The organism is Sphingomonas sp. CFBP 8760 (genome assembly GCF_014841615.1).
Lineage (GTDB): Bacteria > Pseudomonadota > Alphaproteobacteria > Sphingomonadales > Sphingomonadaceae > Sphingomonas.
The window spans coordinates 20,139-34,748 of record NZ_JACYUG010000006.1; the positions used below are offsets into that span (position 1 = coordinate 20,139).

The following is a 14,610-nucleotide window of genomic DNA, read 5'->3' on the forward strand; positions in this document are numbered from 1 at the left end:
CTATCAGACACAAGACCGTCATTGCGTGGCAAGCCGGATCGCCGCGTCGCCCCGCTCCTCGCAATGACGGATCACAAGGTGTGGGGACGACCGCGATCGTCAGAACACCGCTGCGACCAGTTGCCGGAACGCATCGGCCCGGTGGCTGATCTCGTTCTTGGTCGCGTCGTCCATTTCCGCGAAGGTGCGGTCATGGCCATCGGGCACGAACATCGGGTCGTAGCCATGGCCGTTGTCACCACGCGGCGGATCGACGAGCGTACCGTCCACCCGCCCCTCGAACCATTCGACATGGCCGTCCGGCCACGCCAGCGCCAGCGCGCAGACGAAATGCGCGGTCCGCGCCGGTGCCGGGCCGGTCGCGGCCAATGCGCGTTCGACCAGCGTCATCGCCATGCCGAAATCCTTGGCCTCGCCACCCCAGCGGGCGGAGAAGATGCCGGGATCGCCGCCCAGCGCATCGACGCACAGGCCGCTGTCGTCCGCCAGTGCGGGCAGGCCGGACAGATCTGCCGCCGCCCGCGCCTTCAGCTCGGCGTTCATGACGAAGGTGGTGCCGGTTTCCTCCGGCTCCGGCAGGTCGAGTTCGCCCGCAGAGACGACATCCAGCCCCCGCCCTTCCAGCAAGGCGGCGATCTCGCGGACCTTGCCCTTGTTGTGGCTGGCGATCACCAGCCGGCCGGGTGCCAGCTTGCGGATCGCCTGCGGATCGCGGCCCTCTCCGCTCACTTCACGGCCTCGGCCTGCGCGCGGAAGATGTCGGCGCAGCCCATCCGCGCCAGACGGAGCAGGCGGAGCAGCGCCTCCTCATCATAGGTTGCGTGTTCGGCGGTCGCCTGCGCCTCGGCAATGTGGCCGTTTTCGAGCAGCACGAAGTTTCCGTCGGCGTCGGCGTTCGAATCTTCGTCATAGTCGAGGTCGAGGACGGCATTGCCCTGATAGATGCCGCAGCTGACCGCCGCGACCTTCTGCCTGATCGGATCGACCGTCAGCTTGCCCGATGCCAGCAGCCCGTCGACCGCAAGGCGCAACGCGACCCAGCCGCCGGAGATCGCGGCGGTACGCGTGCCGCCGTCCGCCTGGATCACGTCGCAATCGATCACGATCTGCCGCTCGCCGAGCAGCTTCATGTCGACCACCGCGCGCAAGGATCGGCCGATCAGCCGCTGGATTTCCTGCGTCCGGCCGGACTGCTTGCCCTTCGCCGCTTCGCGGTTGCCACGGGTGTGGGTGGCGCGGGGCAGCATCCCGTATTCCGCCGTCACCCAGCCTTCGCCCTTGCCGCGCAGGAACGGCGGCACGCGTTCCTCGATCGAGGCGGTGACGAGGACCTTGGTGTCGCCGAAGCCGATCAGCACCGATCCCTCGGCATGGCGGGTGAAGCGCGGTTCGATGCTGATCGTGCGCATCTGGTCGGGGGTGCGGCCGCTGGGGCGCATGGGCATTTCCTATGGTCGATAAAACTGGTCGCGTGCCTAGCCTTCCGTTCCGGGCCACGCCAGCCTAGATCATGGGCATGGGACCACCCGTCGCCGAACTGACCGACCGGGCGCGCGAGATTTTTCGCGCGGTGGTGGACGGGTATATCATGTCCGGCGTGCCGGTGGGGTCGAAGACGATCGCGCTCGCCTCCGGGCTCAACCTGTCGCCCGCCTCGATCCGGCACGTGATGGGTGAACTGGAATCGCTGGGGCTGCTCGAATCCCCGCATACCTCCGCCGGCCGCCGGCCGACCGAACGCGGCCTGCGCCTGTTCGTCGACGGCATGATGCAGGCGACCGAACCCAGCGCGGACGAGCGCGCGCAGATCGAGGCGCAGATCGGCCGCAACGCCGGTCGCGGCGGCCCGGTGGAAGAGGCGCTAGCCGCCACCACCGCCGCGCTGTCCGGCCTGTCGGCGTGCGCGGGGCTGGTGCTGGTGCCCAAGCGCGAGCTGACGCTACGCTCGATCGGCTTCGTGCCGCTTTCGCCGGTGCAGGCGCTGGCGGTGCTGGTGGCGGAGGACGGCACGGTGGAGAACCGCGTGCTCGATCTGCCACCCGGCCTGACGGGATCGGCGCTGGTCGAGGCGGGTAATTTCATGTCCGCGACCCTGACCGGCCTGACGCTGGCGGAGGCACGGGCACGCCTGGAGCGGGAACTGACCGATCGTCGCGCGGCACTGGACGGCGCGGCGCGGGCGCTGGTCGAACGCGGACTGGCGGTGTGGAGCGAGGACGGCGATCGCCGCCCGGTGCTGATCGTGCGGGGACAGGGCCGGTTGATCGACGACGCCGCCACCGCCGATCTGGACCGGGTGCGCGATCTGCTCGACGATCTCGACGGCAAGCAGGAGATCGCCAGCCTGCTCGATTCCGCCAGTGCGGGCGAGGCGACCCGGATTTTCATCGGTGCAGAGAACAAGTTGTTCGCGCTGTCGGGATCGTCGGTGATCGCGCGGCCGTTCCGCGGACCGGGCGGTCAGGTGATCGGGGTGGTCGGCGTGATCGGGCCGACGCGGTTGAACTACGCGCGGGTCGTGCCCATGGTGGATTTCACCGCGGCGACGCTTGCCCGCCTGATGGGTTGATAACAGGAAGAATCGATGATCGACGAGAACGATACCGGCACCGACACGCTGCGCGAGGAAACCGCAGAGGCCGCGCCCGAAGTGGCCGAACACGACACCGCGCAGGCCCGCATCGCCGAACTGGAAAGCCAGCTGGCCGAGGCGAAGCAGGCCACGCTTTATGCGCAGGCGGATATCCAGAACGTCCGCCGCCGCGCCGAAAAGGACGCCACCGATGCGCGCGCCTATGCCGCGACCAGCTTCGCGCGCGATATCCTGTCGGTGGCCGACAACCTTCACCGCGGCCTGCTGGCGATCCCCGCCGATGCGCGCGAGGACGACCGGTTCAAGGGACTGGTCACCGGACTGGACGCCACGGGCCGCGAACTGGACAACGTGCTGGCCCGCCACGGCATCACCCGGATCGAGGCGATGGGCGCGACGCTCGATCCCAACAAGCATCAGGCGATGATGGAGATGCCCAGCGACGCCGAGCCGGGCACCGTCGTGCAGGAGATGCAGGCCGGTTACATGATCAAGGACCGGCTGCTGCGCCCCGCGCTGGTCGCGGTGGCGAAGAAGCCCGACTGATCCCGGACGGCTCCCCTTGCCCGCCGGGCGGGGAGCCGGTCCGGTGGCGACGCCCGTCTCGACTTCGCAGCGGCCGGGCGGCAAGGAGTTGGCCATGAACGACAATCTCACCGCCGATCGCCCCAGCTTCGTCACCCATCTCGAATGTTCGATGACGGGCGAGCGCTATGACGCCGACAGGCTGCACGGCCTGTCGCGCGTCGGCCGGCCGTTGCTGGTCCGCTACGACTTGGCCGCCGCCGGCGCGGCTCTGTCACGCGATGCCCTGTCGGCGCGGCCGACCGATCTGTGGCGGTGGCGCGAATTGCTGCCGGTGCGCCACACCCGCGATATCGTCAGCCTCGGCGAGATCGAGACCCCGCTGGTGCCGATCCCGGTCAGCGGCGGTGCCAACGTGCTGGTCAAGGACGAAGGGCGACTGCCGACCGGCAGCTTCAAGGCGCGCGGTCTGGTGATGGCGGTGGCGATGGCGAAGGAACTGGGCGTCACCCGGATCGCGATGCCGACCAACGGCAATGCCGGTGCCGCGCTCGCCGCCTATGCCAGCCGGCTGGGGATCGAGACGATCGTCTTCTGCCCGGAGGACACGCCCGAGATCAATGTGCGCGAGATCGCGATGCAGGGTGCGCGCGTCTGGCGGGTCAACGGCCTGATCGACGATTGCGGCGCGGTCGTCGGCAAGGGTGCCGCAGAGGGCCGCTGGTTCGACTTCTCGACCTTGAAGGAACCCTACCGGATCGAGGGCAAGAAGACGATGGGACTGGAACTGGCAGCACAGTTCGGCTGGGACCTGCCCGACGCGATCTTCTATCCGACCGGTGGCGGCACCGGCCTGATCGGTATGTGGAAGGCGTTCGACGAACTGGAGAAGCTCGGCTGGATCGGCTCGAAGCGCCCGCGCATGTATGCGGTGCAGGCATCGGGCTGCGCCCCGATCGTCCGCGCGTTCGAGGCGGGCGAGGAACATGCCGAACGCTGGGAGGACGCGCATACCATCGCGATGGGCATCCGCGTGCCGCGCGCGGTCGGCGACTTCCTGATCCTGCGCGCGGTGCGGGAAAGCGGGGGCAAGGCACTGGGCGTCGGCGATCCCGCGATCCTGAAGGCGGTGGAGGATTGTGCGCAGCGTGACGGCCTGCTGCTGTGCCCGGAAGGTGGCGCGACGCTGGCGGCGTATCGCGAGGCACTGCGTACCGGCGAGGTGGACGAGGACGAGCGCGTCGTGCTGTTCAACTGCGCGACCGGGCTGAAATACCCGATGCCCCCCTCGCCGCAGACGCTGGACCGGCACGCACCGATCGATTTCGACGCGCTATGACGGTCCGGATCGCGGCGCTCTATCGCTTTGCCCGGTTCGCCGATCCGGCGGCGATCCGCGCGCATCTCGAAGCGGTGGCGGAGGCGGCGGGCATCCGGGGTACGTTGCTGATCGCGGGCGAGGGCATCAACGGCACCATCGCGGGCAGCGACGATGGCATCGAGACGATGCTGGCGGCGATCCGCGCCCTGCCCGGCTGTGCCGATCTCGCCCCCAAGTTCGCCGAGGCGGCGGCGATACCCTTTCATCGCCTCAAGGTGCGGGAGAAGCGTGAGATCGTGACGATGGGCGTCCCGGATATCGATCCGCTGGACGATGTCGGCACCTATGTCGCCCCCGCCGACTGGAACGCGCTGATCGACGATCCCGACACGGTGGTGGTCGACACGCGCAACGACTATGAGGTCGCGATCGGCAGCTTCAAAGGCGCCGTCGACCCCGCCACCGCCAGTTTCCGCGATTTCCCCGCTTGGGTCGCGGCGCATCGCGACGATCTGGCGGGCAAGCGCGTCGCGATGTTCTGCACCGGCGGCATCCGCTGCGAAAAGGCGACCGCTTATCTGAAGCGCGAGGGCGTTGACGACGTGTTCCACCTCGATGGCGGCATCCTGCGCTATCTGGAGGAGATGCCCGCCGCCGACAGTCGGTGGCAGGGCGAGTGTTTCGTGTTCGACGAGCGCGTGGCAGTGGGGCAAGGCCTGGCGGCGGGCACGCATGTCCTGTGCCGTGGCTGCCGGATGCCGGTCAGCGCCAACGACCGGACCTCGCCCCTGTTCGTCGAGGGCGTGTCATGCCCCGGTTGCCACGGATCGCGTGATACGACGCGACAGGCCGGCTATGCCGAGCGGCACCGGCAGGTCAAACTCGCCGAAGCGCGCGGCGAGACGCATGTCGGCAAGCGGGTCGAGCCTTCCCTCCCCGGTTGACGGGAAAGGGAAGGACCGGAGCCGGTCCTTATTTGCCGAAGCCGGCCGGCGCCGGCGACACGACCGTATTGGCGTTCCCCCGCACCTCCTGCACCTCCAGCGCGCGTTCGGCGACGCCGTCGCGGCCGAAGCGGAAGGCGCCGTCTATCCCGGAAAAACCATCCGCATCGCGCAGCTTCCCTTCGGGAAACGACGAACCGACCCGCCAGTCGCGCGCGATCCGCACCGTCAGCAACACCGCATCATAACCCAGGCTCGACAACCGATAGGGCGCGGTGCCGAAGCGGGTGCGGTATTTCACGGCATATTGCCGGTACAGGGTGTTCGACACGCTGGCGAACCATGCGCCCGCCAATGCCGGCCGCGCGGTTCCCCCGTCCGAGTTCCACAATTCGGTACCCAAGATTCGCGTGGCGGCACCGCTGCCCCGCTTCACCAGCGGCGCGGCGGCGGCGGCGGTGCCGGCGGCGTCCGCGATCAGCACCGCGTCATAGGGTGCCTTTGCCGCCAGTCGCTGCACCGCGCCCGTAACCGTGCCGCGGGCATAGGGCTGGAGCGAGACGACCTGCCCCCCCGCCCCTTCGACCGCCCGCAGGAACGCGGTCGACGCGCGTTCGCCGTACAGGCCGTTGGGCACCAGCCCGGCAAAGCTCGTCACTCCGCGCGAACGGGCATATTCCACCACCCGCTCCACCGACTGCGCCGGCACATAGCCCATCAGATAGGCCCCGTCGCCCGCGACACCGGTGTCGTTGGAAAAGCTGAGCACGGGCACCCCGGCCGCCTTGGCAATGGGCGCCACCACGCGCACGTCCTCGGCCAGCAGCGGCCCCAGGATCAGTTGCGCACCCTCGGCGATCGCGCGCTGCGCGGCGGCGGCGGCACCCGGCGCGGTGTCGTAATTGGTGATCCGCACCGACTGGTTCTGGGTATCGAGCAACGCCAGCATCGTCGCATTGGCGATCGATCGGCCCACCCCCGCATTGCCGCCGGACAGCGGCACGAGCAGCGCGACGCGGTTGCGCGCGACGTCGCGGGGGATGCCCGCCTCCACCACCGGCGGCGCGACCGGCGCGGCTGGCCGGGTGACGGCGGGTCGCGGCGGTTCCACCCCGCGCGGCAGCACCGTCGAACAGGCGGACAGCACGCAGGCCGCAGCCAGCGTTATCCAGCGGCGCGCGGACGAGCGACGCGTCGATCCACGTTGCGGTAAGATGGCGGCCTCTGCCATGACGATCCCCATGTCTTTTCTCGAAATCCCAACCGGTCCCGGTCTCGATCCCGGACTCTACATCGTCGCGACGCCAATCGGCAATCTCGGTGACCTTTCTCCGCGCGCTGCCGACGTGCTGGCGCGCGCGGACGTGGTGGCGGTGGAGGACAGCCGCGTCACCGCCGGCCTGTTGCGCCATATCGGTGTGAAGCGGCCGATGATTCCCTATCACGACCATAATGCCGAAGGCGTCCGCCCCAGCCTGATCGCCCGGATGGCGACGGAAGCGGTGGCGCTGGTGTCGGACGCGGGCACGCCGCTGATCTCCGATCCCGGTTTCAAGCTGGTCCGCGATGCACGCGCGGCGGGCCATCTGGTCGTCACGATCCCCGGTCCCTGCGCGGCGGTGGCGGCGCTGACGCTGGCCGGCCTGCCGACCGACCGTTTCCTGTTCCTGGGCTTCCTGCCCCCCAAGGAAAAGGCGCGGGCGGATGCGATCGCCGAGGTGGCGGCGGTGCGCGCCACGCTGGTCCTCTACGAATCCGGTCCCCGCCTTGCCGCCTGCCTCGCCACGCTGGCGACCGTGCTCGGCGACCGCGAGGCGGCGGTGACGCGCGAGATCACCAAGAAATTCGAGGAGGCCGTCACCGGTACCCTCGCCACTCTGGCCGCCCGTTATGCCGACGCCCCCCCGCGCGGCGAGATCGTCATCGTCGTCGCCCCCCCGGGCGAGGCACCGCCGGCCAGCGCGGAGGAGGGCGACACCGCACTGGCCGAAGCGCTGACCCGCCTGCCCGCCGGACAGGCGGCGAGCGAGGTGGCCAAGGCGCTGGGGCTGGACCGCAAGACGCTGTATGCCAAGGCACTGGCGATGAAGAACTGACCGCTATCGACCGATCGCCGCGATCGCGGCCCTGGCGTGCGCAGCTGGCAGGTTGCCGGCGCACGCGTCCGTCCGGTAGCCGCCGGCCGTGCGCTTGAGGTAGATCAGGTACCGCGTGCCGCGCCGCAGATCGGCCTGACAGGTCGTCGCCTCGCTCAGGATCGTGAGCGGGCCGGACAGCCGCGCCTTCCAGCTCTTCACGACCCTCACCTTGAACGTCCGATCGGTCGGGCGACGATCGTCGAACCCGGCGACATCGGCAATGACGATCGCATCCGCGGCCTTCGCCCGTGCCTGCACGCTGCGTGATACGCATCGGCATGCATCGGCTGTCGTCGATGCCGTCATGACCACAGCCGCGACGGCCATCCTGATTCCGATTCGACGCCTCTCAGACAACAGCCGTCTCCCGATCGTGCGTCGTATCTAGTCCTGGAATGCCGGGATCATAGAGAGTTTCTGGATCGTCCCGACGCCGGAGCCTGCGCGCAAGCACCGCCTGTTCAGCCGATCGTGACGCCCACCACCCGCCACTGGTCGTCTTCGCGGTCCAGCGTCACCGTTTCTACCGCGTCGGCCTTGTTGGCGAAGCGGGTACGGAACTTCACCACTTCATATCCGGCGGGCGGGGCGGGAAGGTTCTCCTGACTGAAGAAGGTGCGCGACATCACGGCGCCGAGCGGCGTGCGAACCTTTCGGGATATGTCGGCCCATATCTGCGCGGTGTTCAGCGTGCGAAACGCGCTGCCGGTCGCCCGATAGCTGTCGTCCCAACGCCCTTGGTCCAACAGCGCCAGCCATTGGCGCGCGGCATCCACCACCGCCGAATGCGCGGCTTCGTCGGATGCGGCGGGCGGTGACGCCGGGACGAGTACCATGTTGGGCACCATGATGCTGGCCAGCAGGCCGAGAGCGAGGGTCATGAGAAGCACTCCGATGATGATCGGGGAATGGCGATAGGCCCGCCCCACGCCGTCCACCGGCGCCGGGACCTGATCGATCGGACCGGGGCCACGGTCTTCCCCGATTTCCTTGTCCGCCGACAATTCGCGGATCGGGGCACTACGCCCGTCACCTTCGGTCTCGAACAGCAGGCGCGCTGCCTCGCGGCTGCTTGATACGCCCATCTTGCGCCGTGCTTCGCGGAGTCGCTCGTTGATCGTATGGACCGACAGACCAAGGCTGCGCGCGACAGATTTGGCATCGTAACCGCGCACGATCAGCCGAAGCGTCTGCTTCTCCTTTTCGGTCAGCGCCCAGAGGTTTGCGGTTGCCGGCATGTCCATATCCCCGGGCGCGTAAGGCGACCGCCATGTCCCGGCCACCCCCAAAAACTTGTAGGTCCCGCCCGGATGAAATCGTCTTGCTCCATGTCGCGGCCGCCCTTGTGCCGCCGGTTCGCACGCGACAGAACAGGCCGATGCCCCGCCCCACCTCGACCCGCACCGCAGATACCCGCCGCCTCGCCGAGGCTGCGGGCCGGCGGGGCGAGCGGCTGGCGGGGTGGTGGTTGCGACTGAAGGGCTGGCGCATCCTGGATCGCCGGGTGCGGACACCCGTCGGCGAGGTCGACCTGATCGCGCGCAAGCAGAACCTGGTCGCCTTCGTCGAGGTCAAGACGCGCAAGGCCGCTGCCGAACTGGACTGGGCGATCGACGAACGCCGCCTTGCCCGCGTCGCCGCGGCGGCGGAGATGCTGATGCCGCGCTATGCCGGGCCGGGCGACGACATCCGTGTCGACGTGATCCTGCTCGCCCCCGGTGTGCGCCCCCGGCATATCGAGAATGCGTGGATGCCCTGATCCGGGTGGCGCGACGGGTGACAATCCCCCCGCCGCACCCTACCTGCCGGCTTCCATTCCCCAGCGAAGGTCGCCCATGTCCCTTTCCGTCGCCGTCCAGATGGACCCGCTCGCCGGCATCAACATCGCCGGGGACAGCAGCTTCGCGCTGATGCTGGCCGCGCAGGCCCGTGGCCATCGCCTGTTCCATTACGCTGCCGAGGACCTGAACTGGTCGGGTGACCGGCTGTGGGCGAAGGCGCATCCGGTGACGGTGCAGCGCGTCGCGGGCGATCACTTCCGGCTCGACGATCCGGTCAGCCTCGATCTCGGCGAACAGGCGGATGTGGTGCTGATGCGGCAGGACCCACCGTTCGACCTGGGCTACATCACCGCCACGCACCTGCTGGAACGGATCGCGGATCGCACGCTGGTGGTCAACGACCCCGCCAGCGTCCGCAACGCGCCCGAGAAGGTGTTCGTGCTCGATTATGCGCGGTTCATGCCACCCACCCTCATCACCCGTTCGCTGGACGAGGCGCGCGCCTTTCTGGCGGAACACGGCGCCATCGTCATTAAGCCGCTGCACGGCAATGGCGGCAAGGCGATCTTCAAGGTGGAGGCGGATGCCGCCAACCTGTCCGCCCTGATCGAGGTGTTCAACCAGACCTGGCGCGAGCCGCACATGGTGCAGGCGTTCCTGCCCGCCGTGGCGAAGGGCGACAAGCGCATCGTGCTGGTCGATGGCGAGGTCGTCGGCGCGATCAACCGCTTGCCGGGCGAAGGCGAAATCCGCTCGAACCTCGCGGTCGGCGGCTCGGCGGAGAAGACCGAACTGACGACGCGGGAGCGCGAGATCTGCGCCGCGCTGGGGCCGGAGTTGAAGCGGCGCGGCCTGATCTTCGTCGGCATCGACGTGATTGGTGGCGAATGGCTGACCGAGATCAACGTCACCTCCCCCACCGGCATCGTCGCGATCGAGCGGTTCGACGGCACCGATGTCGCCGGGCTGATCTGGGATGCGATCGAACGCCGGGTCGCCGAACGAAAGGCCATCGGCGCGCGTTGAGCGCGCCATGACGCAGTTTATCCTCGATTGGATCGCCTGGGGCGGCTATTTCGGCATCATCCTGCTGATGGCGCTGGAGAACATCGTGCCGCCGATCCCGTCGGAGGTCATCATGGGCCTGGGCGGCATGGCGGTGGCGCGCGGGCAGATGCGGCTCGGCTGGCTGGTCGCGGCGGGGACGCTGGGCACGGTTGCGGGCAATTATGTCTGGTACTGGATCGGGCGGCGGTTCGGCTATCAGGGGTTGCGCCCCTTTGTCGATCGCTGGGGCCGCTGGCTGACGGTGGAGTGGGAGGATGTGGAACGCATCACCCGTTTCTTCCACGATCGCGGCGGCTGGGTGGTGTTCGTGTTCCGCTTCATGCCGACGTTCCGGACGATGGTGTCGCTGCCCGCCGGCATGGCGCGGATGCCGCGCTGGCGGTTCCTGATCGCGACGGCGGGCGGATCGGCGATCTGGAACACCGTTCTGGCGGCGGCCGGTCTGTACCTTGACCGGCGCTTTCAGGAACTGGACCGCTATGTCGGGCCGCTGGCGATCGCGCTGACGGTGGCGATCGTGGTGTTCTATATCTACCGTGTCATCACCTGGCGGCCCCGGACGGGATAACTCAGGCGCGCGGATGCGCGTGGCGATAGACGTCGAGCAGGTGCGCCGCATCGACCGCGGTATAGACTTGCGTCGAACTCAGGCTGGCATGACCCAATAGCTGTTGCAGCGCGCGCAGATCGGCGCCGCGCCCCAGCAGATGCGTCGCGAAGCTGTGGCGCAGCGCGTGCGGCGTGGTCCGCTCGTTCAGGCCCAGCCGCCCGCGCGCGCCCCGCACCGACCGGCGGATGATCGCGGGTGCCAGCGGCCCGCCCCGGAACCCCCGGAACAGCGCCTCGTCCCGCCCGATCGGCCAGGGGCACAGGCGGACATAGTCCTCGATCGCCGTCCGCACCTGCGGCAGCAACGGCACGATCCGCGTCTTCGCGCGCTTGCCGGTGACGGTCAGCGTCTCGCCCAGTGGCAGCGCCGCGCCGGTCAGCGCGATCGCCTCGCCGATCCGCAGGCCGCCGCCGTACAGCAGCAACAGCACCGCCCAGTCGCGCGCGGCGATCCACGGCTCGCGCGCCTCGTCCGCCACTTCCTCCGCCAGCGCGATCACATCGGCGGGCGCGACCGGCCGGGGAATACCCTTGGCCACGCGTGGTCCGCGCAGCCGGGGCCCCGCAGTCCCCGCCCATGCCAGGAACCCCCGCACCGCCGACAATTCGCGCGCGGCCGATGCATTGCCCAGCCCCGCCCCGCGCCGGTGCGCCAGATACGCGCGCAGGTCCGCCGCCTCGATTCCCGCCAGCCGCGCGGCGTCGACATTCCCTCCCCAATGCCCGGTCAGGAACGCCAGCAGCCGATCCGCCGTCGCATGATAGGCGCGCACGGTATGCGCCGACCGCCGTCGATCGCGCGCCAGATGCGCCGCCCAATCGGCGGCAAGGGGATGAGGCAGAGCGGCCATGCCCCGTCATGCCACCGCATCGCCCGCGACGCCACGCTTCACCTCGCGCGCGCTTACCCCCATATGCAGCGGGCATGTCCCGCGCCCGTGTCCTCCTGCTCAATGCCGCCCTCGGCCCCCTCGACTACCGCGTGCCGCATGGCATGACGGTGGAGCCGGGGTCGATCGTGGTCGCCCCGCTCGGCCCCCGCCAGTTGCTGGGCGTGGCGTGGGAGGCGGAGCGGATGCCGTCCGACGCGGAGGTGGGCGACAACCGGCTGCGCCCCCTGCTGGCGGTGGCCGACGTACCGCCGCTGCGCCCGGCGCTGCGCCGGCTGGTGGAATGGACCGCCGGCTATTACCTCGCGCCGCCCGCCGCGGTGCTGCGCATGTGCCTTGCCTCCACCTCCGCGCTGGAGGGGGCGCGCACCGTCACCGAATATCGCGCCACCGGCGAGGTGCCCGCCCGCCTGACCCCGCAGCGCGAACAGGCGCTGGAGCGGATCGGCGACCGGCAGGGGCTGATCCGCGAACTCGCGGGCATCGCCGACGTATCGGACTCGGTGATCCGCGGTCTGGTGAAGACGGGCGTGCTGGAGGCGGTGACGGTCGACATCGACAGCCCCTATCCCGTCCCCGATCCCGGCCACGGCGCACCGACGCTGTCCGACGAACAGCGCGCCGCCGCCGACACGCTGGCCGCCGGCGTGACCGCGCACCGGTTCGAGCCGACCCTGCTCGACGGCGTCACCGGATCGGGCAAGACCGAGGTGTATTTCGAGGCGGTGGCGGCGGCGATCCGACAGGGCCGGCAGACGATCGTGCTGCTGCCCGAGATCGCGCTGACCGAGCCGTTCCTGAAACGCTTCCACGACCGGTTCGGCTGCGAGCCGGTGGCGTGGCATTCCGGGCTGCGTTCCACCCAGCGCCGCCGGGCATGGCGGGCGATCGCCAGCGGCGAGGCGCTGGTGACGGTGGGGGCGCGATCGGCGCTGTTCCTGCCCTATCGCAACCTGGGGCTGATCGTGGTCGACGAGGCGCACGAAACCAGCTTCAAGCAGGAAGAGGGCGTTCATTACCATGCCCGCGACGTGGCGGTGATGCGTGGCAAGTTCGAGGAATGCCCGGTGATCCTCGCCAGCGCGACGCCGGCGATCGAGACGCGCCAGCAGGTGGCGCTGGGCCGCTATGCCGAGCTGAAACTGCCGAAGCGGTTCGGCGCGGCGGAGATGCCGGCGATCGCCGCGATCGACCTGATCCACGAACCGCCCGAACGCGGCCGCTGGCTGAGCCCGCGGCTGGTCGAGGCGATGACCGAGACGCTGGCGAAGCGCGAACAGTCGCTGCTGTTCCTCAACCGACGCGGCTATGCGCCGCTGACGTTGTGCCGGTCGTGCGGCCACCGGTTCCAGTGCCCCAATTGCACCGCGTGGATGGTCGAGCATCGGCTGACCCGGCGCCTCGCCTGCCACCATTGCGGGCATGTGATGCCGACGCCCAAGGTCTGTCCCGAATGCAAGGCGGAGGATTCGCTGGTCGCCTGCGGCCCCGGGGTCGAGCGGATCGCGGACGAGGTGGCGCTGCTGTTCCCGGAGGCGAAGACCGCGGTGGTCACCAGCGATACGATCTGGTCGCCGGCCAAGGCGGCGGAGTTCGTCGGGCGGATGGAGGCGGGCGACATCGACATCGTGGTCGGCACGCAGCTCGTCACCAAGGGATATCACTTCCCCAACCTGACGCTGGTCGGGGTGGTCGATGCCGATCTGGGGCTGGAGGGCGGCGACTTGCGCGCGGCGGAGCGGACCTTCCAGCAGATCAGGCAGGTATCGGGCCGCGCCGGGCGCGGGGCCAAGCCCGGCCGCGTCTTCATCCAGACGCATAGCCCCAAGGCGCAGGTGATGCAGGCGCTGGTGACCGGCGACGGCGATGCCTTCTATGAGGCCGAGACCGAGGCACGCCGCGATGCCGGGGCGCCGCCGTTCGGGCGATATGCCGCGATCGTGGTCAGTTCGGAGGAGCAGTCCTGCGCGCACGAGACCGCGCTGCTGGTCGGCCGCTCCGCGCCGACGGTGGAGGGGATGGCGGTGTACGGCCCCGCCCCCGCGCCGCTGGCGATGTTGCGCGGGCGGCACCGTTACCGTCTGCTGGTCCATGCCCGCCGCGCGCTGGACGTGCAGGACGTGATCCGCGAATGGCTGGGCGCGCTGACATGGCCCAGCAAGGCGCGGGTAACGGTGGACGTCGATCCGTACAGCTTCCTGTGACGCGGAAAGTCACACGGAAAGTCACGAACGTCGCATCCTACAGGGGTGTTCGCGCACCGTCCCGACCTTGCGCCGTACCTTCTATGGAAAGGCGTGGTCGTCATGGCGGAAGGCGCTGATGTAGGACAGCCCCTTGCCAATGTCGTACCGGACTTATGTACTCAAGCTATCGTCATCGCGAGCGCAGCGAAGCGATCCAGCGCCGCGCGCGGGGCCTCTGGATCGCTTCGCTGCGCTCGCGATGACGGGAAACCGGCGGTGACCCGCAGAAATGCGCCGGTATCAGCCGGCGTGTTCGGCCAGCACCGTCAGGCCCTTGTCGTTGACCTCGGCGAAACCGCCCTTGATCGCGATCGTCTCCGGCTGGCCGTTGGCGCTGGTATAGACCGAGATCACGCCGTCGCGGATCGTCGACATGAAGGGGGCATGGCCCTCCAGCACGCCGAAATCGCCCTCGGTGCCGGGGACGACGACCATGTGGACGCTCTCCGACCGGAGCAGCTTTTCGGGGGTGACGAGTTCGAAATGGAGCATCGG

16 protein-coding genes are annotated in these 14,610 nt (G+C 69.3%); 9 read left to right on the forward strand and 7 right to left on the reverse strand.

All coding sequences use genetic code 11. From position 1 onward, the window contains the following. Nucleotides 1–99: 99 nt before the first annotated feature. Nucleotides 100–729 carry an RdgB/HAM1 family non-canonical purine NTP pyrophosphatase gene (gene rdgB / locus IFT82_RS09525; protein WP_192126092.1) on the reverse strand — a complete coding sequence of 210 codons (630 nt, stop codon included), beginning with the start codon at nt 727–729 and terminating at the stop codon, nt 100–102. Beyond that, on the reverse strand, nt 726–1,439 hold the full coding sequence (rph, locus tag IFT82_RS09530) for a ribonuclease PH (RefSeq protein WP_192126094.1): 714 nt from the start codon (nt 1,437–1,439) through the stop codon (nt 726–728). Before rph ends, rdgB begins: the two co-directional genes overlap by 4 nt. A 77-nt stretch (nt 1,440–1,516) precedes the next feature. Here rph and hrcA point away from each other — a divergent pair, with 77 nt between their 5' ends. From hrcA to trhO, 4 genes are all read left to right on the forward strand, one after another. Continuing rightward, the gene (hrcA, locus tag IFT82_RS09535; RefSeq protein WP_192126096.1) at nt 1,517–2,569 is read left to right on the forward strand and encodes a heat-inducible transcriptional repressor HrcA; all 1,053 of its coding nucleotides are present in this window, start codon (nt 1,517–1,519) and stop codon (nt 2,567–2,569) included. 15 nt (nt 2,570–2,584) lie between these two features. Beyond that, nucleotides 2,585–3,139, forward strand: coding sequence for a nucleotide exchange factor GrpE (gene grpE / locus IFT82_RS09540; protein WP_192126098.1), 555 nt, complete (start codon nt 2,585–2,587; stop codon nt 3,137–3,139). A 94-nt stretch (nt 3,140–3,233) separates the two neighbouring features. Continuing rightward, complete coding sequence (locus IFT82_RS09545) at nt 3,234–4,457, forward strand: threonine synthase (RefSeq protein WP_192126100.1); 1,224 nt, start codon at nt 3,234–3,236, stop codon at nt 4,455–4,457. Continuing rightward, nucleotides 4,454–5,383, forward strand: a complete 930-nt coding sequence (gene trhO / locus IFT82_RS09550; RefSeq protein WP_192126102.1) for an oxygen-dependent tRNA uridine(34) hydroxylase TrhO — start codon at nt 4,454–4,456, stop codon at nt 5,381–5,383. Before IFT82_RS09545 ends, trhO begins: the two co-directional genes overlap by 4 nt. 28 nt (nt 5,384–5,411) lie before the next feature. On the opposite strand, the gene IFT82_RS09555 is transcribed toward trhO, so the two are convergent. Beyond that, nucleotides 5,412–6,614, reverse strand: coding sequence for a penicillin-binding protein activator (locus tag IFT82_RS09555; RefSeq protein WP_192126104.1), 1,203 nt, complete (start codon nt 6,612–6,614; stop codon nt 5,412–5,414). A gap of 10 nt (nt 6,615–6,624) precedes the next feature. Here IFT82_RS09555 and rsmI point away from each other — a divergent pair, with 10 nt between their 5' ends. Next, nucleotides 6,625–7,479, forward strand: coding sequence for a 16S rRNA (cytidine(1402)-2'-O)-methyltransferase (gene rsmI / locus IFT82_RS09560; RefSeq protein ID WP_446740955.1), 855 nt, complete (start codon nt 6,625–6,627; stop codon nt 7,477–7,479). A gap of 3 nt (nt 7,480–7,482) precedes the next feature. Here rsmI and IFT82_RS09565 read toward each other — a convergent pair whose 3' ends face one another. Both IFT82_RS09565 and IFT82_RS09570 read right to left on the reverse strand, forming a co-directional pair. Beyond that, nucleotides 7,483–7,779, reverse strand: a complete 297-nt coding sequence (locus IFT82_RS09565; protein ID WP_207105772.1) for a hypothetical protein — start codon at nt 7,777–7,779, stop codon at nt 7,483–7,485. Between the two features lie 203 nt (nt 7,780–7,982). Beyond that, entirely contained in the window at nt 7,983–8,765 is a 783-nt protein-coding gene (locus IFT82_RS09570) for a helix-turn-helix domain-containing protein (protein WP_446740956.1), read from the reverse strand. A gap of 134 nt (nt 8,766–8,899) precedes the next feature. Here IFT82_RS09570 and IFT82_RS09575 point away from each other — a divergent pair, with 134 nt between their 5' ends. The 3 genes from IFT82_RS09575 (at nt 8,900) to IFT82_RS09585 (ending at nt 10,938) form a co-directional block, all read left to right on the forward strand. Further along, nucleotides 8,900–9,280 (forward strand): YraN family protein, encoded by a 381-nt coding sequence (locus tag IFT82_RS09575; RefSeq protein ID WP_192126113.1) that lies wholly within the window; start codon nt 8,900–8,902, stop codon nt 9,278–9,280. 76 nt (nt 9,281–9,356) lie between these two features. Then, on the forward strand, nt 9,357–10,328 hold the full coding sequence (gene gshB, locus IFT82_RS09580; protein WP_192126114.1) for a glutathione synthase: 972 nt from the start codon (nt 9,357–9,359) through the stop codon (nt 10,326–10,328). Nucleotides 10,329–10,335: 7 nt separating this feature from the next. Then, nucleotides 10,336–10,938, forward strand: a complete 603-nt coding sequence (locus IFT82_RS09585; RefSeq protein WP_192126116.1) for a DedA family protein — start codon at nt 10,336–10,338, stop codon at nt 10,936–10,938. Nucleotide 10,939: 1 nt separating this feature from the next. On the opposite strand, the gene IFT82_RS09590 is transcribed toward IFT82_RS09585, so the two are convergent. Next, nucleotides 10,940–11,830, reverse strand: a complete 891-nt coding sequence (locus IFT82_RS09590) for a tyrosine recombinase XerC (protein ID WP_192126118.1) — start codon at nt 11,828–11,830, stop codon at nt 10,940–10,942. A 74-nt stretch (nt 11,831–11,904) separates the two neighbouring features. On the opposite strand from IFT82_RS09590, the gene IFT82_RS09595 reads away from it, so the two are divergent. After that, nucleotides 11,905–14,073, forward strand: a complete 2,169-nt coding sequence (locus tag IFT82_RS09595; RefSeq protein ID WP_192126120.1) for a primosomal protein N' — start codon at nt 11,905–11,907, stop codon at nt 14,071–14,073. Nucleotides 14,074–14,355: 282 nt separating this feature from the next. Here IFT82_RS09595 and IFT82_RS09600 read toward each other — a convergent pair whose 3' ends face one another. After that, a complete protein-coding gene (locus IFT82_RS09600; protein WP_192126122.1) occupies nt 14,356–14,607 on the reverse strand; it encodes an ATP synthase F1 subunit epsilon in 252 nt (83 codons plus the stop codon). Nucleotides 14,608–14,610 lie beyond the last annotated feature (3 nt).